Here is a 24,274-nt window from a genome sequence, read left to right as displayed (position 1 = left end):
TCAGTTAGCCGTTGAGGGCGTAGTGTAAGTCCCTGAAGTGGCTCGGGCTACTGGCGGGGTGTAACGAGGCGTATCGTGGGGTTTAGAGAAATGACAGGAGGGGTTTCCCCCTCCGGATGTTTTATAGCGCAATACGAATAACATCGTCCGGCTGAGTGGCTTCCTGCTCGCGGGTAGATTTCTGTTTCACGCTGACGTACAGGGTTTTACCATCGGCGGAGAGCGCCAGGCTATTCGGGAACGTTGGGGTCTCGAATGTTTTGACGACTTTATAGCTTTTCGCGTCGATCACACTCACTTTACCGGCCTGGCGATGAGTCACGTAGGCTTCATTACGCGTTGGGTTGAACAACACGGCCAGGGATTCCGGCGCGGCTACTTTTGCCAGTACATTGCCATTACGGGTATCGATTACCAGCACTTCCGCCGCTTTAGAGTCGGTGACAAAGGCGCGGTTGCCCGCTGTGTCCAGGCTCAGGTTGATAAAGAAATGCTCTTTCCCGTCATCCAGCAGTTTTTTGCGGCTGAGAATTTTGTTAGTGGCGGTGTCAATGGTAATGAATTCACCGTCGGCATTGGCGGTGTACAGGCGTTTAGCCTTGCTGTCGACAGCCAGAGCGGTGCTCATTTTGCCGGTATTCTGGATGGTGTCCTTCAGCTTGATCGTTTCACCGTCCACCACCCAAATCACGCTCTCTTTACCAATACCGCTAATGTATACCGTGTTGGTGGCATCATCGGCGACCAGCTCACGCGGCTGCAGCGGGCGAACGTCTTCAGAACGTTTACGCGCATCCAGCACCAGACGTCCTTTCACCGCACCGGTTTTGGCATCCATCGCCGTAACCGCGCTGTTTACCGTGTTGCCGAACCACAGCGTTTGCGTGGCGTTGTTGATGGTGGCACCAAATGGTTTGAGATCGTTATGAATCACCTGGGTCACTTCGAGGGTGACCGGGTCAAGACGATAAACCACCCCGCCGGTATCCAGTTTGCGGCTCTGTGAGGTCGCCAGCCACAGCGCGTTCTCTTGCTGGCTGTACGCCATTTCATAGGCGCCTTTGCCGACGGCTTTGCGCAGCAGTTCTTCTGCAGCCTGCGTAGTAAAAGATGATGCAACGAGCAGTGAACCTAACAGTAAAGAACCACGCAGACGCGGCGAAAACAGATGACGTAAAGACATGACGACTCCCTTTGATAAATTCGTTTGTTACTGCTTCACATAGCTTCAATGAGCAAAATCATGGTTCTGCCTTTTTAAGAATGAGAATAGTAATCATTATTTATCTCAATGTGGAGTGTTTATTCGCTTTCGGGTAGTAACCTTCTTATTTTCTCCATGAATACCAGATAACGACATTGGCATTTTACCAGGCCTACATTTTGTACGAAGCAGGCCTGGTTACAGGCATTCACCGTCTTCCACCTTTACGCATCAATCCTCAGCAAGACGAATCACTACCTTGCCGAAGTTTTTGCCGGTCAGCAGACCGATAAAGGTTTGTGGCGCATTTTCCAGACCGTCGGTCACCTGCTCGCGGTATTGGATTTTGCCCTCTTTAACCCAGCGCCCCATCTCCCGCTGAAACTCATGAATACGGTGTCCATAATCCTGACCAATGATAAAACCCTGCATGCGGATACGCTTTTTCAGCAGCGTTGCCATTAACAGCGGTAATCTGTCAGGTCCGGCCGGAAGCGACGTTGCGTTATAACCGCTGACCAGGCCACAAAGCGGAATCCGCGCTGAGGTATTGAGCAATGGCAGAACGGCATCAAATACTTTTCCACCGACGTTTTCGTAATAAATATCAATACCCTGCGGGCAGGCTTTTGCCAGTTGTTGCGCAAAATCTTGTGCGTGGTGATCGAGACAGACATCAAAACCCAAGACCTCGGTGGCATGTCGGCATTTCTCTGCCCCACCCGCCACACCTATCACCCGACAACCCTTAAGCTTACCGATCTGCCCGACCGTTGCGCCAACCGGCCCGGTTGCGGCAGCTACCACCAGCGTTTCCCCGGCTTTTGGCTGACCGATATCCAGCAGGCCCATATAAGCGGTAAACCCCGGCATACCCATAACTCCCAGCGCCCAGGAAGGATGCTCGGGATGATCGCCAAGCTTCACCAGCCCGTTACCGTCGGAGATGTCATAGTCCTGCCAACCGCTGTAGCTCAATACCCATTCGCCTGGCTGGTAGTCCGGATGGTGGGATGACACCACGCGACTTACGGTACCCCCCACCATAACACCACCAATCTCTACTGGTGGTGAGTAAGATGGCTCATCGCTCATGCGGCCACGCATGTAGGGATCAAGAGAAAGATAAACGGTGCGCAACAACATCTGGCCTTCGCCCGGTGTTGCGACTTCATCTTCTTCAAGACGGAAGTTCTCTGGGACTGGCGCGCCATGTGGGCGGGAAGCCAGTACCCAACGACGGTTACGATTAGTCTGTTGACCCATGATGTGCTCCTCTGCTTTTGGCATGAATCCATCAATAGTAGCAGCCCGTTCCTGCTATTTAGCTGACGACGTGATTTAACCGCACAACCAGGTAAACGCAGGGTTGCGCGGCTTCATTGATAAACCGACAGTCATTCGGCGGGCCAAGTTCCAGGCAATCACCTGCCTGCATTTCATGGCGTACGTCCCCTTCGACAAAGACTAATTCTCCCTGCTGTAACCAGATAAGTTGTCTGGCCTGCACATAGGAAGAGGCTGGCATCGGGATATCACTTCCGGCAGGTAATTCGATCTGCACCAGATCGATAGGCAGATCGCTGCGCGGTGAAACATGGCGGCGCAGATAGTGACTTTGTGGATCGTGCCAAACAGGCTGATCGACGAAGCGCAGCAGCTTGCCCTCTTGCATTTCAGCCCGCGCAATCAGGGTAGACATGCTAATGCCAAACGCGCCGGAAAGCCTGCCCAGCAGCGTAGCCGTTGGACTACTCTCGCCGCGTTCTATTTTATGGATCATGGCCCGCGACACACCCGCGCGCTCGGCAAGTTCCGTGAGTGACCAACCGCGAGATTCCCGCTCGATGCGAATTCTTGCACTGATCCGTTGATTTATGCTGTCTTCAATAGTATTCATATTGTAATACTATAGTGAACAAGCCCTGAGGTTCAACATGTCAATTCGATTTGCCAGCAAAGAAGACTGCGCCGCCATTGCAGAAATCTACAACCATGCGGTACTGCATACGGCGGCTATCTGGAACGATCAAACGGTCGATGCCGAAAACCGTATTTCCTGGTATGAAGCCCGCCAATTGATGGGGTATCCGGTGCTGGTGAGTGAAGAGAATGGCGTTGTTACAGGATACGCCTCCTTTGGCGACTGGCGTAACTTTGATGGCTTCCGTCATACCGTTGAACATTCGGTGTATGTTCATCCTGAACATCAGGGAAAAGGGCTAGGACGGGCACTGCTCAGCAGACTGATAGACGAAGCCCGCGCATGCGGCAAGCATGTGATGGTGGCAGGTATTGAGTCTCAGAATCAGGCATCACTGCATCTGCACAGCTTGCTGGGTTTTAAAACCACCGCGCAAATGCCGCAGGTTGGCACCAAGTTTGGCCGTTGGCTGGATCTGACCTTCATGCAGTTACAGCTAGACGATCGCCGCGATCCGGATGCCTGTAGATGAACCAGACGCTGACCCTCTCCTTTCTGATTGCCGCAGGTATTGGTCTGGTGGTGCAAAATACCTTGATGGTACGCATCACCCAGACGTCCTCGACGATCCTCATCGCCATGTTGCTTAACTCGCTGGTCGGGATCGTGCTGTTTGTCAGCATACTGTGGTTTAAGCAAGGAGCTGCGGGATTTGGAGAACTGGTTTCCAGCGTGCGCTGGTGGACGCTCATCCCCGGATTGCTTGGATCGTTCTTTGTTTTTGCCAGTATCAGTGGGTACCAAAATGTGGGGGCCGCTACCACTATCGCGGTGCTGGTGGCTAGCCAGTTAATCGGCGGACTGGTGCTGGATATTCTACGTAGTCACGGCGTGCCGCTGCGGGCGTTGGTAGGTCCGGTCTGTGGCGCGGTGCTGTTGGTCATCGGGGCGTGGCTGGTGGCGAGACGTTCATTTTAATTGCCTGATGGCGCTTCGCTTATCAGACCTACAGAACGTGCCTGTAGGTCGGATAAGTGAAATATCAGAGGATTGTGCCGCCTTTGGTCAACTGTTCGCGACGGGCTTCCATATCTTCTTTATGCTGACGACCATGATGTGCGATAGCCGTACGCAAACGCTGTTGCTGGGTATAGCGGTCTTCCCGGCTCAACGCGACATCATCGCTGAGCTCAATCAGCAATTCATTCATATGCGTAATGACGCTCTCTTCAATGGCGGCATCAACACGTGCGCTGACCTCATCCAGATGCGACATAACCTCTCCTTAACTCATTAATTTAATTTTGCTTTTGAAAAATCACTGCCCATCAGGCTGACGCTGTATCCGCTGACGTTGCTGCGCGTAGCGTAGAACGTTTTACCGTTTGCCAGAGCTATCCACGGAGCCTGCTGGTAGAAAATCTCCTGCGATTGCTGGTAAAGCGCGGCGCGCTCTTCCGGTTTACTCACCAGCTTCGCCTTTTGAACCAACGAATTATACTCTTTATCGCACCAGCGCGCGGCGTTAGATCCGGTTTTTATGCTGTCGCAGCCCAGCAGCACATCGGCGAAGTTATCCGGATCGCCGTTGTCTGACATCCAGCCAAACAACGCGGTGTCATGCTCACCTTTACGCATTCCGGAGAGATATTCCCCCCACTCGTACGACACAATTTTCGCCTTCACGCCCACCTTTGCCCAGTCGCTCTGGATCATCTCAGCAATCCGTCGGGAGTTCGGGTTGTAAGGGCGCTGAACCGGCATTGACCACAGCGTCGCTTCAAAGCCGTTTTCCAGCCCCGCCTGCTTCAGCAGATCTTTTGCCTTTTGCGGGTCGTAAGCGTAATCCTGCAGATCTTTATTGAAGCCCATCATATTCGGCGGAATCGGCGATTTTGCCACCGTACCGGAACCTAAAAAGACGGCGTTAATAATGGCCTTTTTATCGGTCGCGTAGTTTAGCGCCTGACGCACCAGTACGTTATCAAACGGTTTTTTCTCGGTATTAAACGCCAGATATCCGACGTTCAGCGCTTCAACCGAATGCAGCGTCAAATCTTTATTCTTTTTAATCTCGTCAAACTGTACGGGGGCTGGCGCCGGGATTATCTGGCACTCATTGGTTTGCAGTTTTGCCAGCCGCGTCTGGACGTTTGGCGTGATTGAGAAGATCAGGTGCTTCGTTGGAACGGCGCCATCCCAGTAGTTAGGGTTGGCAAGATAGCGGATTTGCGAGTCCTGCTTGTACTGTTGCAACACGTAAGGACCGGTGCCAATCGGCCAGTTATCGACGTTTTCCGGGGTGCCTTTTTTCAGCATCGCGTCGGCATATTCCGCAGAAAGGATGGAGGCAAAATCCATACCCCAGTCGGCAAGAAACGCGGCATTAGGTTCATTGAGGACAAACTGAACGTGATAATCATCGACCTTCTTCACTTCTTTAATCAGTTTATCCAGACCAACATCGTTAAAGTATTCGTAGCTTCCCTGAGAAACCTTGTGATACGGATGATCGGCATCTTTCTGCCGTAATACCGAGAAAATCACGTCATCAGCGTTGAAGTCGCGGGTCGGTTTAAAGAATTTATTACTGTTGAATTTCACGCCCTGACGCAGGGTAAACGTATAAGTCTTACCGTCCGGAGAAATCGTCCAGTCTGTTGCCAGAGACGGTATCGGGGTATTTTTTACCGGATCAAAGTTAATGAGTCGGTTGTAGAGCACCTGTGAACTGGCCACAAATGAAGGACCTGAACTGGCGATTTGCGGGTTAAATGACTCCGGAGATGCTTCAGAGCAATAGATGATGGTGTCAGTATTGGCCGCGAACGCAGCGCCTGACGGTAAGACAGCGCTGAGAGCCAGCGCGAGTAACGTTTTCCTTGCAATCATGGTTATAAGCCTTCTTATTTTATTATTAACAGGGATATCAGAGCATAGCTGACAAAAACTGACCAATAACAAATCACTATCAGGTTATTCTAATCCGGTGTATTTCGCTGAATAATTCATCACTCCAAGCGAATTAATTTCCCTTAAGTCTTTTTCAAAACGTCAAGATTTTTCCCGGCACTCTATGCCATGAAAATTAGCCCCTTTTTGCCTCTCTTTCGCCGTTTGCTCGTTTTTATAAAACGTAAAGTAGATACGTGAAGAAGTCTAAGGGGTAACAACGTGGCAAAAACTCTCTTGCGCAGCGGCAATTTGGATGACTATCAGGCCGTGGGCGGCGGTGGTCAGGCCGTGTTTGATTCAGCATTGCAAATTCGTGAAACGCTTCGTCTGCGTAAACAGCAGGCGATGGTGGATTGTCTGGCGATCCCACAAATTAACGACAACGGCGATCGGGTTGACTGGTATTCCCCGATAGAAGGGAAAGCCGTGGCGTGGAAAGCCGCTGATGAAGAAGCACGTTTTCGTGCGCTGCGCTATCTGGGGAGCACGCTGGAAAATGCGGCGACCCTGAGCCGTAAAAGCCTGCAATCGGGGAAAACCTCCCTACAGCTGTTTGGCTCACTGCTCGAAAAAGCCATCCAATTTCCCGGTGAAAATCACGTGTTTCTGGTTGATGGTAAACCCGTTATTACATTCTGGGGCTTCGTCAATCTGAATGAAAATCCTCGCGCCGATGTGCTCGACTGCCTGCGCATTGCCGATGTTCCTCCTGTGGTTACCGTAGCAGAGCCAGAACAGGAAGAAGAAATCGCACCGGAAATTACCTTTGCCGAGGCCGATGTCCCCTTACTGGCGCCGGTCATTGATCAGCCAAAACCGGCTGAACCTGAACCTCAACCCCCGGTTATTGTTAACGAACCTGAAGTCACTGCGCCGCCGGTACAGGAGAAGCCCATACGCCGCCTGCCGCTGTGGAGCCTCCCCGTTGTCGTAGTGATTATTGCAGCCATCGTTGGGCCGCTGCTGTGGAAGCAACAGACCACCCAGCCCGTACCCGCAGTAGCTGCTATTGAAGTCGCTAAGGTTGATATGGCACCGCTGCCAGCACTGACATCTGCACTGCCCCTGCATCGTGCTGAAGTGACCCCAACTGCGAAGAAAGAGAAACCTGTCGAAGGACCGGTGGTTATCGCCGCAATTCCAAAAGATGCGCTGGTGATGGATGCCAACCAGATGAAGGCAGGAACGACGCGTTTTCTCAACGGTAACTGGCGCGTCATGGTCGATGTTAAAGATCCGGTGAGCGGCAAAGCGCCGTCGCTGCGCTATCAGATCCAGGCCAATAAAGGCACTGCGCGCGTGGTGCATGGTGACAATATTGTTTGTCGTGCCGAGATTTTCTCCGGTTTGCACCAGTCGGGTGAATTAATGATTAAGAGTCGCGGCAATGCCCGTTGTACCGACGGTTCACGTTATCCGATGCCTGAAATTACCTGTAAAGCGGGAACCAATGACGTCGCCGCCTGTACCGCGCGTTATGACGATCACGCGGAAATCCCTCTGACGATCAAAAAGATAGGTGCCTGATTTTATGTTGGTGAATCTGTGTGATTACAAACAGAGCGTGACGCTCATCGCCAATAGCGGTGTGCAATTCCTGGATTTCGGCCTCACGCCGCAGGAATCTGCGCACCACGGACGCTTTGTGCGCAAAACGGCAAACGGTCCGCTACTGAGACTAGACTTCGATCTGACGTCAGGACGCTATACCCTACCGGGCAGCACCGGCGCGCAACCCGAAGTGGTGAAGCCGGAAAGTACTCAGACGCTGCACTATTCGCTGGACGTGCTCGACGGCGTCTGGCTGCCGCTGCCGTTTTTGCGCTTTAACCCGCCGCGTACGTTTGTTGAAGGTCCGGATAACTGGGCACGCGTGCAGGTGCGAAAGCTGCCGCAGCCGGACAGCGCGGGCAACACCCACCGTGTTACCGTAGCGCTGGACAGCCAGCTTACTGAAAATGCCCCTGCGGCGTTAACCCCCAACGAAAATGATCTGCTTAACGGTACACGGTTTGCGCTGGCCTGGCATGACAACGAAATTGCTGATTTCCTTGACCAGACCTGGATTGACGGCTGGTTGCGCGAATCTTTTATGCACCATGTCACCCAACATGAGAACCGCTCAGAACAAGAGATCCAGCAGGCGCTGCGTAACTTTGAATACCAGGCGCACTGGCTGAATGTGCTGACCCTGTTAGGTGAGCAGCTTTCCGTCCCGGAAGTGAAACTGGTTACGCACACCCTTAGCACACCCGCCATTCCCGTCGATCTTATTTTGGATATCGGTAATACCCATACCTGTGGTGTCCTGATTGAAGATCACGGGGATGCCAATGACGGGCTGCGTCAGACCGCTGAATTGCAGGTCCGTTCGTTAAGCGAGCCGCAGTTCCTCAACGATCCGCTATTCACCAGTCGGCTGGAGTTTTCCGAAGCGCGCTTTGGTAAGCAGCACTTTTCCGTTGAGAGCGGACGTGATGACGCCTTTATCTGGCCGTCGATTGTGCGTGTGGGTGATGAAGCCCGTAAGCTGGCGATGCAGCGTATGGGCACCGAGGGCAACAGTGGGATCTCAAGCCCGCGCCGCTATCTGTGGGATGAAACGCCGGTGTTACATGACTGGCGCTTTAGCCAGATGAATGGCAAAACCCAGCGCGAACCGCTGGCTACCGCCTTCCCGCTGATGAACCTGATGAACGATGACGGGCAACCGCTGTTCAGCCTGCCGCAGGACGATCGTCTACCAGTGTTCTCACCACAATACAGCCGCAGCACGCTGATGACGCATATGCTGTGCGAAATACTGGCCCAGGCGCTGGGGCAAATTAACAGCGTAGCGACGCGTTTGCGCCTCGGATTCCCGGCGTCTCCTCGTCAGTTGCGGACGCTGATCCTGACCCTACCGTCGGCGATGCCCAAACAGGAGCGCGAGATTTTCCGCCTGCGCATGTTTGAAGCTATTGCCCTGGTCTGGAAAGCGATGGGCTGGCACCCGCAGGATGAAGACTTCACCACCCGTAAGCAGCAGGAAAAAAGTGTGGTTCCCGTACCTGAAATTCAGATGGAATGGGATGAAGCCAGCTGCGGGCAACTGGTGTGGCTGTATAACGAGGCTATCTCACACTACGATGGCCACACCGAATCGTTCTTTAACGCCCTTGCCCGCCCGGACCGTTTGCCGGAGCCTGGTGAGACTAAAGGTCGAGCACTGCGCGTGGCATCGATCGATATTGGCGGCGGGACAACGGATATGGCTGTCGTTCATTACAAGCTTGATGACGGCGTTGGCGCGAATGTCAAAATTACCCCGCATCTGCTGTTCCGTGAAGGTTTTAAAGTTGCGGGCGATGACATGCTGCTGGACGTGATTCAGCGCTGCGTGTTGCCTGCGCTGCAAACCCGCTTACAACAGGCTGGCGTGACCGACGCCGCCGCATTGCTGGCCACGCTATTTGGCGATTCCGGGCGCATCGATACTCAAGCAATTCTGCGTCAACAAACGGCATTGCAGCTCTTTATGCCGCTTGGTCATGCGGTCCTCTCTGCCTGGGAACAAAGCGATATTAACGATCCGGTCGCCGGACTACATGCCACCTTTGGCGAACTCCTGAGTCAACAACCCACGCGCAACGTGATGAACTACATCCAACAGGCTATCGATCATGCGTTGCCAGCAGGGTCGCCAGCGTTTGATGTTCTGAGCGTGCCGTTACAGGTACAGTTCAGGCAGTTACAAGAAGCACTATTGGCGGGGCAATTTACCCTGACTTCCCCGCTGCACGCGGTTTGTGAGGCCATTTCACATTATCGCTGCGATATCTTATTAGTGACCGGCAGGCCCGCCTGTTTACCGGGTGTACAGGCGTTGATCCGCCATCTGCAACCTGTTCCGGTTAACCGTATGATCTGGATGGATAACTACCGCGTGCATGAGTGGTATCCGTTCAGCCAACAGGGGCGGATTGGTAACCCTAAATCCACCGCTGCTGTAGGCGCTATGCTGTGCAGCCTGGCGCTGGATTTGCGTTTGCCACGTTTTAACTTTAAAGCTGCCGATATCGGCGCTTACTCGACCGTACGCTTCCTCGGTGTGCTGGATAATACGGTCAATACCCTGCGTGATGAGAACATCTGGTATCACGATATTGATCTGGATAAACCCGGGGCGAAACTGGATGCCCGGTTGCATTTCCCGTTACGTGGCAACGTGACGTTAGGATTCCGGCAACTGGCAAACAGCCGCTGGCCTGCCACGCCGCTGTATACGCTCAGCATAAACTCTGCCGAACTGGCAAAAACTATCGCCGGAGATGGCGTGTTGAATGTTCGGCTGCAGCTACGCGGCGGCAGCAAAGAAAGTGGCCCGGAATTCTTCATCCTGAGTGATGCCTGGTTACAGGACGGCACCCCCGTTGCCGCCAATGCCTTAACGTTAAAACTGAATACGCTGGCAGACCGTCGCCATAGCGGAAGCCATTACTGGATTGATAGCGGGAGCGTGTACCTGAAATGAGTAAGATGTTAAATACCGCGCAGACCGCCATCGAGTGGGTCGCTGATACCCGTCAACGTGCGGTGCGTCTTGATGATGAAGCGGATGCCCTGCTGGCACAGCTTACGCTAGCCGCAGTGAGTGAATCTGCGCTGAAGACGACCTTTTCATCGCAAGGATGTATAGGGTTATACGGACACTCACAATCGGCAAAAGCACATCTGCTGGCGGCATTGTGCTGCAATGCCACTGGCAAAGTGAATATTGTTACCCCGGATCGCAGCTTTGATTATTTCTCGCATATTAATCCGGGCCATGCACCAACCAATATGGCGATCCGTTTTACGCGCGATGAAAATCCGCATGATAGCGAATGGCCGTTGCGTCTGCGGTTACTCAGTGAAGCCGAACTGGTACAGCTATTTATCGCCCAGTTCAGCGCGCTCCCGGACAACCGACAGGTCGAGAAATCGATTATTGAGGCGCGCCTGGAAAAATGGCAAACGCTGCGTCAGCGTCACCCGGTGCCGGGGATTACCGCACATGATGTTGCGGCAATTGGTCGTTTCTGGCGCTCCTGCGTACCGGCAAACCAGCAGCAAATTGACGATGCACTATGGTATCAGTTTGCCACGTTGCTGCCCGCACTGGATCTGACTACCCGGGCAAACGCCTGGGCGTTACTGTGGGGAGAACAACCAGAGCTGACGCAGCAGTGGCTGGCGCTGGCGCACACGTTGCAACAAACCGGACACGCGCAAGAATTAGCGGCCCCGCTGAGCCTGCTGGTTGATCATTTTGGTTTACCGGCCGAAAGTTTCCTGACCCAGGTGGCATTGACCGGCAATAATGAGGCGCAAAGCGATGTGGTGGTTCATCCGATTGAAAATCATCAGTTGCTCAATGCGGTCAGCCTTTCTTTGTCGTCACTGGCGCTGCTCACGCGCGAGCTGGTCCTGACGGTTGAAGACGCGGTGCTGGAGAATGTCGATCTGCTCGATATCCCCCTCGCCCCGGATGCTCATCCTCATCCACTGTGGCAGGCAAAATTAGGCTGGATGCTGGAACATTATCGCCAGCACCTGCAACCGGATGTGCTCTTAATCTGCAACGCGGTCTCTGCCCGCGCCCAGACGCCCGCCATCACCCGCAAGCTGTTGGGCTGGGTCAACGATACCCAACCTGTTCATGATGCCGCATTACCGGGCGTGGTTTGGGCCATTACCCCGCAGGATGCGCGTTTTAGTACCCAGCAAAACCTTGATGAATCCGTGCAGCAATTAATGGGCAAGCCCGGGCTGCATTGGGGTACGTTGCAGGCGCTGGATAAACATAGCTTACAACGTCTTGTCGAATGGCTGACTCAGGCAACCTCACCACAGCAGCGCCAGGCCAGGTTGACTTCTCTACGCGAGCAGCATCAACAGCGCATCCGCGAAACTCTGAAAAGCTGGATTAATCCCGCTCAAGCTGAATCGGATAGCCACGAGTCGGTGATCCGCCAGTTACAGGCGCAAGCGGCAAAACATGGCGAACTGCTGGATGGTTTGCTCCCGCCGATGCGCATTTTTGAGTCGCTGCTGCGTATTCAGCAACCTCGCGAGGAGCAGGTAAGCGGTTTATTTAATGAAGAGATTGACCTGTTTGCCGAGGTGCGTGACACACTACACTCGCCGGAAAGTCAGGAGACCGGATATCAGGCACACAAAATGTGGATTAACCACGTGCGCCAGTGGTGTCGCGATGAAAATAATGCCCGCCGTTTACGACTCGATCCCCGTACGTTAAGGCAGGTTGCCGACATTCTCGTCACCACCAGCTATCGCCTGGAGATGCCACAACGCTTACAGCGCATTATGCAGCGCGAAAATTTCTGTGCCGCGCAGTTACACGCCGATATTGGTGATTTTATTACCTGGCTTGGATTTGCCGACGTTGCTGAGGAACAGCGCCCTGCCAGCAGGATCCAAAAAGGATCGGCTATTTTTAGCGCGCCGAAGCAATCGCCGATGTTACGCCTGACGAAGCTGGATGAACAACCCTCGCATGGTGCAAGCCGTTACGTTTACGACTGGCTGGTTGCCTTGTACACCCGTGCGAATGAGAATGCGGGATATCAGCACCCACAGGATGTCTCTGAAACCGACAAAAAACGATTAAATGCCCTGCTTTTCTCCTGAAACGGCGAATACGCCGTCATCAGAAAAGAGAAAACATCAGCGCAACGGGAAAACTCATCGGCCAGGTCGCCCCGACTAATACCGCGCTAAGAAAGCGGATCCGCTTTTTATCGCGGGAAAGAAACCAGGTGATGATTGCCGTGATGACGGCCATCACCGCATAAAAAACCAACATTTTTTGGTATAGGGACATTTAAGGCATCCTGGCCAGAAGGGAAAATCGCGCGCAATATGCTCTTTTTCATGACTCACATCAAGTTTTATTAATTAATTTAAGAAAAACGGCTGTAAAACAACCCATTTTCATTATGTTCAGAATTCGTACTATTGCGGATAGTTATAAGCCGTACTATACCCATAAGGGTTAAAACGAAAGGTGGCAAAAATGAATGTTTCCAGTAAAACTGTGGTGCTGATAAATATATTTGCTGCTGTAGGACTTTTCAGTCTGATATCCGCAAGGTTCGGCTGGTTTGCTTGATGTAACTCTTCTTGATTAATTGCAGCGTCCGCTGGCAGAGAGGATCTTCTCTCTGCCATCAGTAAACGATCTTCCCACTCTGCTATTACTGGGTAAATTATCCTTAATATGTAATACCCCTAATCCTTCTGCGGCATTATATTGCCCGAATATCGGCCAGGTGTTGTGCCGGTATGTTGATGGAAGAACGCAATAAAAGCACTGTCGCTGACAAACTCCAGATATTGCGCGACCTGGCTGATATGGCCTCCGTCAGCCAACATCTCCATGGCTTTTAACAGCCTAAATTGCTGCCGCCAGTCCTGATAATTCATCCCGGTATCCCTGATAAATATTCGGCTGATCGTCCTCTCGCATGCCCCAACCTGTCGGGACAATTGATTCAGTCGTGGTGGCAATTCCCCCATGCGTAATCCCTTGAGCCACACGTTAAGCCGCGGATCTGAGGGATACTGCAATGTCCAGTTTTCAGTGCGGGCGGCACGCATTTCCTCACAAAAAACGGTAATGAGGCTGGACTGCTGTGCGGCAGGCATTTCCCATGGCCAGAAGGCCATACGTTCTATCACTTCAAAAAACAGCGGATTAACTTCGACTATCTGCAGCGGTAACTCAGATAACGGCAATGCGGTAGAAAAGTACAAAGAGCGATAAGCCATCACACCACGCATTATGGCACGATGTACCGTGCCTGCCGGGATCCAAACCGCACGACGTGGCGGTAGCAGACACAGGGCCTGCTCCAGCTCAATCGTAATACTTCCCGCTGCCGAAAAAAGTAGCTGATGACGAAGATGACTGTGCCGCCCGGAATCATGTACCCCCATATCGGCAGCAATACCGATTACCGGTTTATCAAAGCTATCCGCATCAAAAGCATCATCAGGGGCAATTTTCATTATCTGTCTGATATTTGATATTTAAAGTCCTGATAATGGTAATACGACATATCCCTTTCAGCAATAATGCCCGCCTGTTTTCTGTCTCTCTGGATATTGCTATGAACACACTTCGTCGCCCATCGCTGTGGCTTCTTACGCTACTGATTATGTTTCCACAACTGGTGGAAACCATTTACAGCCCGGCATTGCCGGGTATCGCTACCTCTTTTCACGTAAGCAGTGAGCGCGCGGCTCAAACACTCTCCGTTTATTTTGTTGCCTTTGCCGTCGGCGTAGCGATATGGGGTTGGCTAAGTGACTGCATCGGACGACGTTGGGCGATGTTGGCAGGGCTTATCTGCTATGGAACAGGTTGCGCATTGGCCGTTGTTGCCACCGACTTCAGCGTTTTGCTGCTGGCACGGATGATCTCCGCCGTCGGTGCGGCTGCGGGGTCGGTCGTGGTACAGACCATGCTAAGGGACAGTTATGAATCAACTGCGCTATCGCGCGTCTTTTCCGTGATGGGGGCCGCGCTGGCATTGAGTCCGGTTTTTGGCCTGCTAAGCGGAGGTTGGTTAGTGAGTCTGTACGGCCATACCGGTGTCTTTGTTGCCCTTGTGCTGTTGGCGTTGCTACTGCTAATACTGACAGCGACCATGCTGCCAGAAACCCGGCCCGAACATACGCTCAGCCCGAAGCTTGCCGCGCTATTTTCCCGCATGATGCGGGACAGTGAGTTGCGGAAAAACGCCATGCTGGTTGCCCTGCTGAACACCATGCTGTTTAGCTATTACAGCCTAGCACCGTTTCTTTTTGGGCAATTAGGATGGAGCTCCAGAGCCTTTGGCTGGACGGGGTTGCTACTTGCGTTTGCTTCTCTGTCAGGTAGCCTGCTGAACCGAAGACTGTTAACGACAGGTCTGACGCCGGAGCGACTGGTACGTTATGCCTGTGTGCTGGCAGTGTTGTCAGGTCTCGTCGCATGGTGTTTACAGCACTCCGCGTGGATCCTGATTCCGGTGTTCGGCGTGGTGATTGCCTATGGTATCGCCATTCCCAATGTGCTGAGTCAGGCGCTGCGTCACTACCGTGAACAGGTCGGGGCCGCCGGTGCTTTGTTCGGATTAAGCTATTACCTGTTACTTGGGATGATGCTGGGTTTAGCAGGCATGGTGCAGCAACTGGGGCTGGTTCTGAGCGTCTGTGCCCTACTCGCCTGGCTTTGCAGCCTGGGCCGCAGATAAACCCGATGGCGATCCTGAAAGCACAAAGCCCCGGCTATATGCTGGGGCTTTGTTGTATCAATTAGCCTGACCTCGCGGATATTTCCAACTTACCGCCGTCCGATGGCGACGAGGCCAGTGGCGCGAATAGTATAGACACACGTATGCCAATATTTAGCTATCCGTGCCCCATTCGCCGATCGCGCTTAAGATATTACTCATGCTTGATCATAACATGGCGAATAACCGTGTAATCCTCCAGCCCATAAACCGACATATCCTTTCCATAGCCGGACTGTTTTTGCCCACCGTGCGGCATCTCGCTAACCAGCGTGAAATGGGTATTGACCCAGGTGCAACCATATTGCAGGCGAGCGCTAAAGCGATGCGCTCGCCCAACATCCCGGGTCCAGACGGAGGATGCCAGGCCGTATTTCGAATCGTTGGCCCATGCCAGCACCTGATCTTCATCATCAAATACGGTCACGCTGACCACCGGACCGAAAACTTCCCGCTGTACGATGGCATCGTCCTGCTTCGCCCCAGCAAGCAGCGTCGGGGCAAAATAGTAGCCTGAACCATCCACTTTTTTACCGCCGGTGATGACCTTAATATGGCCCAACGCTTTAGCCTCATCGACCGCTTTAGTCACGCGATCGAGATGTGCCTGCGAGCTCACTGGTCCCAGCTCGGTCGATTCATCATTCGGCGGACCGATTTTCAGGCTGGCAACGGCGGCGCCAAGTTTTTCGACCAGTGCATCATAAATGCCTTTCTGGGCATAGATTCGGCAAGCGGCGGTACAGTCCTGCCCGGCGTTGTAATAACCAAAGGTCCGCACGCCGCTCACCACTGCATCCAGATCGGCATCATCAAAAATGATCACCGGAGCTTTTCCGCCCAGTTCCATATGCGTACGCTTAATTGACGGCGCGGTGTGCTGAATAATGTGTTCGCCGGTTGCAATGGAGCCGGTCAGCGAAACCATACGCACTTTTTCATGACCGGTCAGCGGATCGCCCACCGTTTTACCGCGACCAAACAGCACGTTAATCACGCCAGCCGGATAAATGTCTTTGGCGAATTCGGCTAATTTAAGCGCTGTCAGCGGAGTAATTTCTGACGGTTTAATCACCACGCAGTTCCCCGCCGCCAACGCTGGAGCCAGCTTCCACGCCGCCATCATCAGCGGATAGTTCCACGGCGCAATAGAAGCCACCACGCCCAGCGGATCACGGCGAATCATCGAGGTATGCCCTTCCAGATATTCACCGGCCGCCTGTCCTTGCAGGGTACGCGCCGCACCGGCAAAGAAGCGGAAAACATCGACAATAGCGGGAATTTCATCGTTGAGAACACAGTGCAGCGGTTTACCGCAGTTAAGTGATTCCAGCTCAGCGAAGGTTTGCGCGTTATCAGCAATAGCATCCGCCAGTTTCAGCAGCAGTTCAGAGCGGACTTTCGGCGTGGTTTGCCCCCAGGTGGCAAACGCGGCGTCTGCCGCACGTACAGCGGCATCAACCTGCATGGCTGACGCCTCAGCAATCTCCAGAATGAGTTCACCAGTGGCAGGGTTATAGACTGGCTGCTTTTCACCTTCACCGTTGACCAGCTCGCCATTAATCAGTAATTGATGTTGCATAGCAATTTCCCATATCGTCGTTTATTTACCGTTTCCGGCGAGAGTGTCGCCTTCACGCGTTAGCCACCAGGCCCCTAAAATTGGCAGTGTTGTCACCAGCATTACCAGCAATGCCACAACGTTGGTGACAGGCACATCCCGTGGACGGCCCAATTGATTGAGCAACCACAGAGGAAGTGTTCTTTCATGTCCGGCGGTGAACGTTGTCACGATGATTTCATCAAACGACAAGGCAAACGCCAGCATCCCCCCCGCCAGAAGTGCCGATGCCAGATTTGGCAGCACGACATAACGAAAGGTTTGCCAGCCATTGGCGCCAAGATCCATAGACGCTTCGACCAGACTCCATGAGGTACGGCGAAAACGCGCCACAACGTTGTTAAACACCACCACCACGCAAAATGTCGCATGGCCCACCACGATCGTGAGAAAACCCGGTTCCAGGTTGATGGTTTTAAACGCGGTCAACAGCGCAAGGCCGGTAATAATGCCCGGCAGCGCGATCGGCAACAGTAGCAACAGCGATATTGCACTTTTGCCAAAAAAGTCCCTACGCCACAGCGCGGCCGCGGCCAGCGTCCCCAGAACAAGGGCAATAGCTGTCGACAACGCAGCGATCTTAAGTGACAACGTCACAGATTCCAGGATATCGCTACGCTGCGCAGCAACGCTAAACCACTTCAGCGTTAATCCTTGGGGTGGAAAACTAAAAGCAGCCTCCTCAGTATTAAAAGCATAGGTGGCGATGATGAGGATGGGAAAGTGCAGGAAAATAACCCCGCCCCATGCCGCCAGTTTGAGTAGCCAGGGTGCGCGTTCAGAGTGCATCGAAAGCTCCCAGACGCTTCACGAACGCCAGATACAGTGCGATTAACACAATCGGCACCAGAGTAAATGCCGCCGCCATCGGCATATTGCCGATCGCCCCTTGTTGCGAATACACCATGTTGCCGATGAAATAACCCGGCGGTCCCACCAGTTGCGGCACAATAAAGTCACCCAACGTCAGAGAGAAGGTAAAGATCGAACCCGCTGCAATACCCGGTATCGCCAATGGAAGCACCACATAGCGGAAGGTTTGACGCGGACGCGCGCCCAAATCAGCAGAAGCCTGTAACAGCGACGGCGGAAGTCTCTCCAGCGCGGCCTGTACCGGCAGGATCATAAACGGCAGCCAGATATAGACGAACACCAGGAAACGCCCTAACCCTGAAGTCGACAGCGTATTGCCGCCTACCGCAGGCAATGTCAGGAACGAAAGCAGCAACGGCTCCAGCCCAAGGTGGGTTAAAAACCACTGCGCCACGCCGTCTTTAGCCAACAGCAGCGTCCACGCATAGGCTTTAACGATGTAGCTGGCCCACATTGGCAACATTACGGCAATGTAAAAAAAAGCCTTCATTTTGCCGCTGGTATAGCGAGCCATATACCACGCCATCGGAAACGCCAGAATCGCGCTGGCGATGGTGACCGCTACCGCCATCGTCAGAGTGCGCAAAATGATGTCGTAGTTAGCGGGATTAAACAGCGCCTGCAAATTCGCCAGCGTCAGGTCTGGTGTGACCGACATGGTGAAATCGTCGAAGGTATAAAAACCTTGCCACAACAGCGTCAGTAATGAGCCAAAGTAGACGATGCCAAACCACATCAGCGGTCCGAGGAGCAGCAAAAACAGCCCCAGCCCCGGATTACGCCAGAAGTAACCTGAGATCCGATTCAGGTTGGTCGACTGTGGAGGCGAATGTAAGACGTTCATAGCCATTCACCTCTCCTCAACCAGCGGTACCATCACGTCGCGTGACCAGGATGCCATCACCTGCTGACCTGGCGACAACGTTGACGGTAGCATTTCGCCCGTCAGATTCGCCTGGCTAACCAGCAATTTTTCCCCTCCGGCGAGTTTTAGTTCAAACCGCGTCGCCGCCCCCTGATACTGCACCGCCTGGATAACTCCCGTAGCCTGGACTTCTCCCCCGGCATCATTCAAACGAATATGTTCCGGACGCAGGGAGAACATCCCCTGTAGCCCGCAAACGTTCGCCGACATCGTCGCATCGAAGACATTTGACGTCCCGACGAAACTTGCCACAAACGGCGTACGTGGACGCATATACAGTTCACGCGGAGAATCTACCTGTTCAATGCGACCGTTATTAAACACCGCCACACGATCGGACATCGACAGGGCTTCACCCTGATCGTGAGTAACAAAAATGAACGTGATGCCAAGAGATTGCTGTAATTTTTTCAGTTCCAGCTGCATCTGTTCACGCAATTTAAGATCCAATGCCCCGAGCGGCTCATCCAACAGCAGGACGCGCGGCTCATTGACCAGTGCCCGGGCAATCGCCACGCGCTGACGTTGCCCACCGGAAAGCTGCGACGGTTTACGTTCATAAACAAAACCGAGCGCAACTTTATCCAACGCCTCTCGCGCTTTGGCGTGGCGCTGTTTTTTATCGATGCCTTTGACCATCAGCCCGTAAGCGACGTTGTCGAGAATCGACATGTGCGGGAATAACGCGTAATCCTGAAATACCGTATTGACGTCCCGTTCCCAGGGCGGTAATTCGCTGGCCTGCTTACCAAAAATGGTAATTGCGCCGCCTGACAGCTGCTCAAACCCGGCAATCAGGCGCAGACAAGTGGTCTTGCCGGAGCCGGATGGCCCCAGCATAGAGAAAAACTCACCGTCGTTAATCGCAATACTTACCCCATCAACTGCACGAACATCCCCATACAAACGCGAGACGTTATGAAACTCCACTGCGTACGTCATAAAACCCCCAGCGGAATTAACGACCGCCCATGATGGCGATGTAATCCTGCGTCCAGCGACTGTAAGGAACGAATTTTCCACCTTCGGCAATCGGCGTTTTCCAGAAGGCAATTTTGTCAAAGTAGCTATAGCCGTTGGTTTCACAACCCTTTTCACCCAGTAACGGGCTGGCTTTACAACCTTCAGGCACCACTGGCAGAGAACCAAACCAGGCCGCTACGTCGCCCTGTACTTTCGGGGTTAATGACCAGTTCATCCATTTGTAAGCACAAACCGGGTGTTTCGCTTCACTGTGCAGCATGGTGGTATCAGCCCATCCGGTAACCCCTTCTTTTGGGAAGACCGTGGCAATTGGCTGACCTTCGCCTTTCAAGGCGTTAGCCTGATAAGGCCAGGCGCTTGACGCTACCACGCCTTCGTTTTTGAAATCGCTCATTTGCACGGTGGTATCGTGCCAATAGCGATGGATCAGCGCGTGCTGATCGCTCAGGACTTTGATCACCGCCTGATACTGTTTTTCAGTGAGCTGATAGGGATCGGTAATACCCAACTGCGGCTGAGTGGCTTTAACGAATAACGCGGCATCGGCAATATAGATCGGGCCATCGTAGGCCTGAACGCGACCTTTATTGCTTTTCCCATCCTCAAGTTTTTGCTCAACAAACACCACGCTCCAGCTATCCGGCGGCGTTGGGAAAATTTTGGTGTTATACATCAGCAGGTTTGGTCCCCACTGGTACGGTGTGCCGTAAACTTTTCCGCCAACGTTAAACCATTCGCCTTTTACCACGCGTGGATCGATGGTTTTCCAGTTAGGGATCAGCGCGGTATTAATTGGCTGAACGCGTTTTCCCATAATCAGGCGCAGTGAGGCATCACCAGAAGCGGTAACCAGGTCGTAGCCGCCTTTTGCCATCAGGCTGACCATTTCATCAGATGTGGCTGCCGTTTTTACATTAACCGCGCAGCCGGTATCTTTCTCAAACTGTGAGACCCAGTCATATTGTTTATCGGTTTGCCCACGTTCGATATAACCCGGCCAGGCAATAATATCCAGGCGGCCTTCCGGTTTATCTAATGATGTGGGGGGTTCGGCTGCCTGCGCAGTCATCAGCGTCATACTGAGTGCGCACAGGCTACTGAGGGCAAACTGCTTGCTCATAACGTCTTACTCCTGTCTAAAAAATATTGAGCGGCAGCCTTGCCGTAAATATATGTCCTTTTCTAAAAATAGTCGGGGTGTTGTAAGCGTTCCTGTTGGCGCAAGGAAATTTAATCAGGTTGTGAGCTAACGCTCATTACGCTACAGACTCTGACCAGGGGGTAATCTTCCGGAGTATAGACAAGGAGTTAGACGCAGAGGTGGCAATAGTATTAACTATTGATATTTTGTATGGACGCACCCGATATAAATAATACCGTGGTTCAGCATTCACTATTTCGAAAATAAGAACACGCTATTCATTTATATTGAATAGCGCGTTATGGTTTATTTCATCATTTCACGAATTAATTTACCAAGCTGTTTTACGGCCTGCTCTTCGCGATCTCCCCAGTGCCATGCAGTATTAAAACGAAAAAAACGTGTCCAGCTTCCCGAGGTCGAGAACATTTTCCCCGGCGCAATACTGATGTGGTGCGCCAGCGCATGGGTACTGAGCACACCGGCATCAAGCGGTTCCGGCAGCTCCAGCCACAGAAAATAACCACTGTCGTTGTGGTGAATGTTGACTTCCGCCGGAAGATGACGCAGCAGCGTTTGCCAGGCCTGTTGTTTACGTTCCGCCAGTTGCCGACGCAAGCGCCGTAAATGCGCGTCATAGCGCCGGGTTGAAAGATAATCAACAAGGGCAAGCTGCATGGGCGAACTGGTAGATAAGGTGCTCATTAGCTGGAGTCGCTGAATACGCCGGGCATGTTTCCCTGCTGCCACCCAGCCAATACGAAATCCTGGTACCAGACACTTCGAGAAGGACGAACAATGCAGAACGCTGTCGGCGCGATCCCAGGCTTTGGCGGGCAACGGTTTTTCGCGGCCAAAGTACAGCTCGCTGTAAACATCATCTTCAATCAGTATTACGTGGTATTTTTCCAGCAAGGCAACCAGACGCGCCTTTTTCTCTGCGCTGAGCGTAAAACCCAGTGGATTTTGGCTGTTGGTCATTAGCCAGCAAGCTTTTACCGAGTACTCCTGCAACGCCTGCTCCAGCGCGGTGAGATCGATCCCCTCTTTTACGTCGGTGGCAATCGAAAGCGCCTTCAGACGTAATCGCTCCAGGGCCTGCAACGCCCCGTAAAAACAGGGGTTTTCGACAATTACCCAATCACCCGGTTCGGTGACTGCCTGTAGGCTCAGATTAAGGGCTTCCAGCGCGCCGGTGGTGATGACGATTTCGTCAGGTGAAATGGTCATCCCCTGTTGAGCATAGCGACGGGCAATGGCATGACGCAGGTCAGCATTCCCCGGCGGCAGGTTTTCAATCACGCTCATGGCGGTGGCGGTTTTACTCACCTGCGCCAACGAGCGGTTCAACTGCTGAAGTGGAAACAGACGCGGGTCGGGGAATGCGGAGGCAAAGGGCATCACTGACGCATCCCGGCTGGCCTGCAACATATCAAAAATGTAGGTATTGATATCCACCGCTTCATCGCGCATGACCTGCACCTGCGGCGCAGCAAATTCACGTTCGGGGCGCGCGGCGACATAATAGCCAGACTGCGGTCGGGCAATAATCCGCCCCTGGCTTTCCAGCAACTGGTATGCGTGTCCGACGGTCATAAAACTCATTCCGCTGCTGACCACCTGCTCACGCAAGGATGGCAAGCGATCGCCTGGCTGCCATACGCCAGACGCAATTTGATCGCGAATTTGCTCTGCCAGTCGCTGGTACTTTTTCATTTTTCGTCCTGATTACCGGTGTCGGTGACAACCACTGTGTATATCAGTTTACATAATCAGGGTATTTTATTTAACTGTTATAGTTAACAGTTTTACAACATCGGTAATGACAGTTCTTTGCCTACGGCGCGCACAGCTATCTGCACTGCATCAATTTTTGTCGCGAGATTTAAATCGAATAAGCGAGTAATTTCCTGCTTAGACCTGCCGATCCTGTTTGCCAACTCCTGCTGGGTGATATTGGATTCAAGAAAGGCATTTAACAACAGAACCTTAGACGCAACGCTCAGTGGTATTTCCACATAGTCAGTTTCAGTACCTACTGCAGAAGGTAAAGGAATCGGTTCGTTATCGTCGAAGTGACCAATGCGGCTTGCGCAGCCTGCGCCATTTGACACCATAGGGATTCCTACCGGAGTTTTTGCTTTCTATAACGTAACCTGCTTTCGCTTTTGTGGTTTTCGCAGTAACCGGAACAAAGCAACTGCAATTTCTTCAAATCCCACAGGGAGTATTTAACGACACACCGAAAGTGAGAGGTTGCCGATGGAGTTTGCGGAAAAATATCCACAGATAACCAGAGAGTTACCAGCATGAAAATTCAATTAATTAGGCTAAATGAATTTGTTACATCTAATTATTTACTCATTAGTTTCGATTCAGTACACTGCCAGATGAAAATGTCTGGCAACCGATAAGAGATTAGTAAATGAAACAAGTATTATCTTTCTTAATCTGGGTTGGGATCGCTTTAGCAGCATTCTTAGCAATAACATCAACATTATCAAATGTAATACTAATGTTTAGTGCTTATCCTGATTCTATCGGGGATAAATATGCTCACATGTTTATATTTGGACGTTGGACATTTACTGTGGCAATGATTCTTACTTGCTGGTTGCTTTATCGCCTGTCAAAAAATTGATGAGCTACACCCCCTTGAAAAAAATACTCTACCGCCTGTTTGAACAAAGCCGGATTTTCTTTTGATAATCTGGTTGCTTTCTCAAATGGCTCAACCCGCTCCTGAATAGCAAAATAGAGAAGATCTAAATCTCCCAAGTCCTTAAGCTTCCGATAAACTTCATAGTTTGATATTTTTAGGTATCTCGAAGCATGTATAGCACTTGATACTCCACCACCAATCATTAACAATGTGCTGACCGACATACTAAAAGCAATAGACACGGTGATCCGTGAAGAGATTAAGGCTCCAATTTTTAAACCAGAAAGTTCACCGAAAGTATAACTACCCAATGCAGAAGCTACAGTGTCTTTTGCTACATTTGTTACGATATCAGATAAATTAACGTGCTGCATGAAACCATCAATGAATACATTGACCGCTTTTTCCACAATGTTAATATTTTTCGTTGATGTTGCCCGCTTCACTAGTCCCGCAATCCTCATATTATCATCCATATTTTGCCGCCTGTCATCGGTATGGATAAAATCGGATGCGAGAGAATACAAGTCTACAGGAAAGTGAATCAAGCCTTTAATGTATGCAACCAGCATCCCTTCATTTTCTAAATTCAGAGCTGAGAGCATTTCCTTTGCCAAATCTTTTGCGTATCCCATCCCTTAAGGTCCATGTGGTATTATTTTAAA

The 24,274-nt window shown here is 52.1% G+C and carries 21 protein-coding genes and 1 pseudogene; 7 read left to right on the top strand and 15 right to left on the bottom strand.

The genetic code is table 11. The annotated features are described in order from the left end of the window. Positions 1–121: 121 nt before the first annotated feature. From yncE to OGY33_RS07510, 3 genes are all read right to left on the bottom strand, one after another. Complete coding sequence (gene yncE / locus OGY33_RS07520) at positions 122–1,183, bottom strand: 7-bladed beta-propeller protein YncE (RefSeq protein WP_003833093.1); 1,062 nt, start codon at positions 1,181–1,183, stop codon at positions 122–124. 252 nt (positions 1,184–1,435) lie between these two features. After that, positions 1,436–2,470 (bottom strand): NADPH-dependent curcumin/dihydrocurcumin reductase, encoded by a 1,035-nt coding sequence (gene curA / locus OGY33_RS07515; protein WP_191238492.1) that lies wholly within the window; start codon positions 2,468–2,470, stop codon positions 1,436–1,438. 58 nt (positions 2,471–2,528) lie between these two features. Then, positions 2,529–3,104 carry a helix-turn-helix domain-containing protein gene (locus OGY33_RS07510; RefSeq protein ID WP_048214159.1) on the bottom strand — a complete coding sequence of 192 codons (576 nt, stop codon included), beginning with the start codon at positions 3,102–3,104 and terminating at the stop codon, positions 2,529–2,531. 37 nt (positions 3,105–3,141) lie between these two features. Between OGY33_RS07510 and OGY33_RS07505 the strand changes: the two genes are divergently transcribed. Continuing rightward, on the top strand, positions 3,142–3,660 hold the full coding sequence (locus OGY33_RS07505) for a GNAT family N-acetyltransferase (protein ID WP_048214158.1): 519 nt from the start codon (positions 3,142–3,144) through the stop codon (positions 3,658–3,660). Then, positions 3,657–4,106: a DMT family transporter gene (locus OGY33_RS07500; protein ID WP_048227592.1), complete on the top strand. Its 450-nt coding sequence runs from the start codon at positions 3,657–3,659 to the stop codon at positions 4,104–4,106. The genes OGY33_RS07505 and OGY33_RS07500 overlap by 4 nt, the downstream gene beginning before the upstream one ends. A gap of 64 nt (positions 4,107–4,170) precedes the next feature. On the opposite strand, the gene OGY33_RS07495 is transcribed toward OGY33_RS07500, so the two are convergent. Both OGY33_RS07495 and OGY33_RS07490 read right to left on the bottom strand, forming a co-directional pair. Then, positions 4,171–4,404: a YdcY family protein gene (locus OGY33_RS07495; RefSeq protein ID WP_003020183.1), complete on the bottom strand. Its 234-nt coding sequence runs from the start codon at positions 4,402–4,404 to the stop codon at positions 4,171–4,173. A gap of 17 nt (positions 4,405–4,421) precedes the next feature. After that, positions 4,422–6,020, bottom strand: coding sequence for an ABC transporter substrate-binding protein (locus OGY33_RS07490; protein ID WP_048227591.1), 1,599 nt, complete (start codon positions 6,018–6,020; stop codon positions 4,422–4,424). A 282-nt stretch (positions 6,021–6,302) separates the two neighbouring features. On the opposite strand from OGY33_RS07490, the gene OGY33_RS07485 reads away from it, so the two are divergent. From OGY33_RS07485 to OGY33_RS07475, 3 genes are read left to right on the top strand one after another with little or no spacing between them, the layout of a single operon-like run. Continuing rightward, positions 6,303–7,610 carry an SrfA family protein gene (locus tag OGY33_RS07485; protein ID WP_191238491.1) on the top strand — a complete coding sequence of 436 codons (1,308 nt, stop codon included), beginning with the start codon at positions 6,303–6,305 and terminating at the stop codon, positions 7,608–7,610. 4 nt (positions 7,611–7,614) lie between these two features. Then, positions 7,615–10,596 carry a virulence factor SrfB gene (locus OGY33_RS07480; RefSeq protein WP_191238490.1) on the top strand — a complete coding sequence of 994 codons (2,982 nt, stop codon included), beginning with the start codon at positions 7,615–7,617 and terminating at the stop codon, positions 10,594–10,596. Beyond that, positions 10,593–12,755 (top strand): virulence factor SrfC family protein, encoded by a 2,163-nt coding sequence (locus OGY33_RS07475; protein ID WP_191238489.1) that lies wholly within the window; start codon positions 10,593–10,595, stop codon positions 12,753–12,755. The genes OGY33_RS07480 and OGY33_RS07475 overlap by 4 nt, the downstream gene beginning before the upstream one ends. Before the next feature lie 19 nt (positions 12,756–12,774). Here OGY33_RS07475 and OGY33_RS07470 read toward each other — a convergent pair whose 3' ends face one another. Further along, a complete protein-coding gene (locus OGY33_RS07470; RefSeq protein ID WP_003020198.1) occupies positions 12,775–12,948 on the bottom strand; it encodes a GhoT/OrtT family toxin in 174 nt (57 codons plus the stop codon). A gap of 192 nt (positions 12,949–13,140) precedes the next feature. Here OGY33_RS07470 and yncL point away from each other — a divergent pair, with 192 nt between their 5' ends. Further along, positions 13,141–13,236: a stress response membrane protein YncL gene (gene yncL, locus OGY33_RS07465; protein WP_071524268.1), complete on the top strand. Its 96-nt coding sequence runs from the start codon at positions 13,141–13,143 to the stop codon at positions 13,234–13,236. A 119-nt stretch (positions 13,237–13,355) separates the two neighbouring features. Here the strand turns inward: yncL and OGY33_RS07460 are convergent, their stop codons facing one another. After that, positions 13,356–14,135, bottom strand: a complete 780-nt coding sequence (locus OGY33_RS07460; protein ID WP_048214153.1) for an AraC family transcriptional regulator — start codon at positions 14,133–14,135, stop codon at positions 13,356–13,358. Between the two features lie 101 nt (positions 14,136–14,236). Here OGY33_RS07460 and OGY33_RS07455 point away from each other — a divergent pair, with 101 nt between their 5' ends. Then, positions 14,237–15,364: a multidrug effflux MFS transporter gene (locus OGY33_RS07455; protein ID WP_048214152.1), complete on the top strand. Its 1,128-nt coding sequence runs from the start codon at positions 14,237–14,239 to the stop codon at positions 15,362–15,364. A 193-nt stretch (positions 15,365–15,557) separates the two neighbouring features. On the opposite strand, the gene patD is transcribed toward OGY33_RS07455, so the two are convergent. From patD to OGY33_RS07415, 8 genes and pseudogenes are all read right to left on the bottom strand, one after another. Further along, positions 15,558–16,985: an aminobutyraldehyde dehydrogenase gene (gene patD, locus OGY33_RS07450; protein ID WP_003833127.1), complete on the bottom strand. Its 1,428-nt coding sequence runs from the start codon at positions 16,983–16,985 to the stop codon at positions 15,558–15,560. Between the two features lie 21 nt (positions 16,986–17,006). Beyond that, the gene (locus OGY33_RS07445) at positions 17,007–17,813 is read right to left on the bottom strand and encodes an ABC transporter permease (protein ID WP_003020204.1); all 807 of its coding nucleotides are present in this window, start codon (positions 17,811–17,813) and stop codon (positions 17,007–17,009) included. Further along, entirely contained in the window at positions 17,803–18,747 is a 945-nt protein-coding gene (locus tag OGY33_RS07440) for an ABC transporter permease (RefSeq protein ID WP_003833133.1), read from the bottom strand. Before OGY33_RS07440 ends, OGY33_RS07445 begins: the two co-directional genes overlap by 11 nt. Then, on the bottom strand, positions 18,748–19,764 hold the full coding sequence (locus OGY33_RS07435; protein WP_003833135.1) for an ABC transporter ATP-binding protein: 1,017 nt from the start codon (positions 19,762–19,764) through the stop codon (positions 18,748–18,750). Between the two features lie 16 nt (positions 19,765–19,780). Then, positions 19,781–20,926: a putative ABC transporter substrate-binding protein YdcS gene (gene ydcS, locus OGY33_RS07430; RefSeq protein WP_008784842.1), complete on the bottom strand. Its 1,146-nt coding sequence runs from the start codon at positions 20,924–20,926 to the stop codon at positions 19,781–19,783. A gap of 327 nt (positions 20,927–21,253) precedes the next feature. Next, positions 21,254–22,663: an aminotransferase-like domain-containing protein gene (locus tag OGY33_RS07425; RefSeq protein WP_149607257.1), complete on the bottom strand. Its 1,410-nt coding sequence runs from the start codon at positions 22,661–22,663 to the stop codon at positions 21,254–21,256. Positions 22,664–22,755: 92 nt separating this feature from the next. After that, a pseudogene (locus OGY33_RS07420) lies at positions 22,756–23,025 on the bottom strand (type II toxin-antitoxin system HicB family antitoxin); the annotation flags it as partial. Positions 23,026–23,566: 541 nt separating this feature from the next. Further along, a complete protein-coding gene (locus OGY33_RS07415; RefSeq protein ID WP_191238488.1) occupies positions 23,567–24,244 on the bottom strand; it encodes an Ssp6 family T6SS pore-forming effector in 678 nt (225 codons plus the stop codon). Between the last annotated feature and the right edge of the window lie 30 nt (positions 24,245–24,274).

Source organism: Citrobacter sp. Cpo032, from assembly GCF_030332975.1.
Classification (GTDB): domain Bacteria; phylum Pseudomonadota; class Gammaproteobacteria; order Enterobacterales; family Enterobacteriaceae; genus Citrobacter; species Citrobacter portucalensis.
Note: the sequence above shows the minus strand (reverse complement) of the source record. Positions and strands in the feature narration are given on the sequence as shown.

Bases quoted from the DNA above. Each gene is read 5' to 3' on its own strand.
- OGY33_RS07470 (WP_003020198.1), bottom strand. From the start codon at position 12,948: ATGTCCCTATACCAAAAAATGTTGGTTTTTTATGCGGTGATGGCCGTC.
- OGY33_RS07460 (WP_048214153.1), bottom strand. From the start codon at position 14,135: ATGAAAATTGCCCCTGATGATGCTTTTGATGCGGATAGCTTTGATAAA.
- OGY33_RS07415 (WP_191238488.1), bottom strand. From the start codon at position 24,244: ATGGGATACGCAAAAGATTTGGCAAAGGAAATGCTCTCAGCTCTGAAT.
- OGY33_RS07435 (WP_003833135.1), bottom strand. From the start codon at position 19,764: ATGACGTACGCAGTGGAGTTTCATAACGTCTCGCGTTTGTATGGGGAT.
- OGY33_RS07495 (WP_003020183.1), bottom strand. From the start codon at position 4,404: ATGTCGCATCTGGATGAGGTCAGCGCACGTGTTGATGCCGCCATTGAA.
- yncE (WP_003833093.1), bottom strand. From the start codon at position 1,183: ATGTCTTTACGTCATCTGTTTTCGCCGCGTCTGCGTGGTTCTTTACTG.
- yncL (WP_071524268.1), top strand. From the start codon at position 13,141: ATGAATGTTTCCAGTAAAACTGTGGTGCTGATAAATATATTTGCTGCT.
- OGY33_RS07455 (WP_048214152.1), top strand. From the start codon at position 14,237: ATGAACACACTTCGTCGCCCATCGCTGTGGCTTCTTACGCTACTGATT.
- patD (WP_003833127.1), bottom strand. From the start codon at position 16,985: ATGCAACATCAATTACTGATTAATGGCGAGCTGGTCAACGGTGAAGGT.
- OGY33_RS07505 (WP_048214158.1), top strand. From the start codon at position 3,142: ATGTCAATTCGATTTGCCAGCAAAGAAGACTGCGCCGCCATTGCAGAA.
- OGY33_RS07500 (WP_048227592.1), top strand. From the start codon at position 3,657: ATGAACCAGACGCTGACCCTCTCCTTTCTGATTGCCGCAGGTATTGGT.
- OGY33_RS07510 (WP_048214159.1), bottom strand. From the start codon at position 3,104: ATGAATACTATTGAAGACAGCATAAATCAACGGATCAGTGCAAGAATT.
- OGY33_RS07490 (WP_048227591.1), bottom strand. From the start codon at position 6,020: ATGATTGCAAGGAAAACGTTACTCGCGCTGGCTCTCAGCGCTGTCTTA.
- OGY33_RS07480 (WP_191238490.1), top strand. From the start codon at position 7,615: ATGTTGGTGAATCTGTGTGATTACAAACAGAGCGTGACGCTCATCGCC.
- OGY33_RS07440 (WP_003833133.1), bottom strand. From the start codon at position 18,747: ATGGCTATGAACGTCTTACATTCGCCTCCACAGTCGACCAACCTGAAT.
- OGY33_RS07445 (WP_003020204.1), bottom strand. From the start codon at position 17,813: ATGCACTCTGAACGCGCACCCTGGCTACTCAAACTGGCGGCATGGGGC.
- ydcS (WP_008784842.1), bottom strand. From the start codon at position 20,926: ATGAGCAAGCAGTTTGCCCTCAGTAGCCTGTGCGCACTCAGTATGACG.
- curA (WP_191238492.1), bottom strand. From the start codon at position 2,470: ATGGGTCAACAGACTAATCGTAACCGTCGTTGGGTACTGGCTTCCCGC.
- OGY33_RS07475 (WP_191238489.1), top strand. From the start codon at position 10,593: ATGAGTAAGATGTTAAATACCGCGCAGACCGCCATCGAGTGGGTCGCT.
- OGY33_RS07425 (WP_149607257.1), bottom strand. From the start codon at position 22,663: ATGAAAAAGTACCAGCGACTGGCAGAGCAAATTCGCGATCAAATTGCG.